Origin of the sequence: Magnetospirillum sp. WYHS-4 (assembly GCA_039908345.1) — a bacterium.
In the GTDB taxonomy this organism is placed as follows: Bacteria; Pseudomonadota; Alphaproteobacteria; order Rhodospirillales; family GLO-3; genus JAMOBD01.
The window spans coordinates 1-1458 of sequence record JAMOBD010000151.1 but is presented as its reverse complement, the minus strand read 5'-3'; the positions used below and the strand labels follow the sequence as shown (position 1 = coordinate 1458).

At 66.0% G+C, this 1458-nt stretch carries 2 protein-coding genes; both read left to right on the top strand.

Going from position 1 to position 1458, the window contains the following annotated elements; genetic code table 11:
* Nucleotides 1–239: 239 nt before the first annotated feature.
* A complete protein-coding gene (locus H7841_18490; protein MEO5338847.1) occupies nt 240–878 on the top strand; it encodes a response regulator transcription factor in 639 nt (212 codons plus the stop codon).
* Nucleotides 878–1458 (top strand): sensor N-terminal transmembrane domain-containing protein (locus H7841_18485; protein ID MEO5338846.1); only part of this gene is annotated, 581 nt, incomplete at its 3' end. The genes H7841_18490 and H7841_18485, both read left to right, overlap by 1 nt.

Genomic DNA, 1458 nt, shown 5'->3' with positions numbered 1-1458 from the left:
CCTATGGGCCCAGGCCGGTGCGGTGGCCAGGACGAGGAGAAGCAGGGCCGCGATCCCGGTCTTGCCCATGGCGGTAGGAGCCTCCGTTGAAATCGTCATACTGTTTCCGCGAGTATAGGAAGGCTCCGCAAGACCGGTCAACGCTGGTATAGTGCCGACAGGCTGGAAGAAGGACCCTCCCCGTGCCCCATACCATCGCCCTGGTGGACGACGATCAGAACATCATCGCCTCGGTTTCCATGGCCCTGGAAGCGGAAGGCTTCAAGGTGCGCGCCTACGGCGACGGCGAACAGGCCCTCGAAGGGCTGCGCCGCAATCCGCCGGACTTGGCGGTGCTGGACATCAAGATGCCGCGCATGGACGGGCTGGAGGTTCTGAAGCGTCTGCGCAAGGAAACCGACCTGCCGGTGATCTTCCTGACGTCCAAGGACGACGAAATCGACGAGATGCTGGGCCTGCGCACCGGGGCCGACGATTACATCACCAAGCCCTTCTCGCAGCGCCTGCTGATCGAACGCATCCGGGCCATCCTGCGCCGCCGCGACAAGACCAAGGGCTCCAAGGAAGCGGAAGCCGCCGTGGTGCGTCGTGGCGATCTGACCCTGGACGCCGAGCGCCATACCTGCCTGTGGAAGGGCCAGATGGTGGATCTGACGGTCACCGAATTCCTGCTGGTCCAGGCGCTGGCCCTGCGCCCCGGCCATGTGAAGAGCCGCGACCAGTTGATCGACGCCGCCTATGGCGAGAACATCTACGTCGACGACCGCACCATCGACAGTCATATCAAGCGGGTACGCAAGAAGTTCCGCGCCGTCGATCCCGAGTTCGGCGAGATCGAGACCCTCTACGGCATCGGCTACCGCTACAAGGAAGCGTGATGGCGGAGACGTCCCGGCAGCGGCGGCGGGCGCGGCGACGCGGGATCTCGCCGATCACGCGTCGCATCCTGGCGGTCAACATGCTGGCCCCGGCTCTCCTGGTGGTCGGGCTGTTCTATTTCGACGAATACCGCGACAACCTGATCGCCGCCGAACTTTCGGCGCTGGAGACCCAGGCGGAGATCATCGCCGGGGCTTTGGGCGAGACATCCATCTCGGTGCAGCCTTCCGGAGACGTGCGCCTGGAGGACGAATCCGCCCAGGATCTGATCCGGCGCACGGTGGAGCCCACCGGCGGCCGCACTCGTCTGTTCGGTCCCGACGGAAATCTGCTGGCCGATTCACGGATCATCGGCCCCTTCCAGCGTCGGGTGCAGGTGGAACCGCTGCCGCCGCCGCCCGGGTCGCAAACCCTCTGGGCGCGCGTCGGAAGCCTGTTCCGCCAAGGTGTGGAAGCGCTTTCCCCCGGCAAGCCTCTGGAGCCCTACCGCGAGCCGGCCCAGCAGACCGCCTACGACTACGGCGAGGCCTGGGAGGTGTTGCGCGGCCTGGAGCCCATGTCGTCCATGCTGCGCCGCCG

What these genes read in the sequence shown, in the direction of transcription:
- H7841_18490 (MEO5338847.1), top strand. Translation starts at nt 240, where the DNA reads ATGGCCCTGGAAGCGGAAGGCTTCAAGGTGCGCGCCTACGGCGACGGC.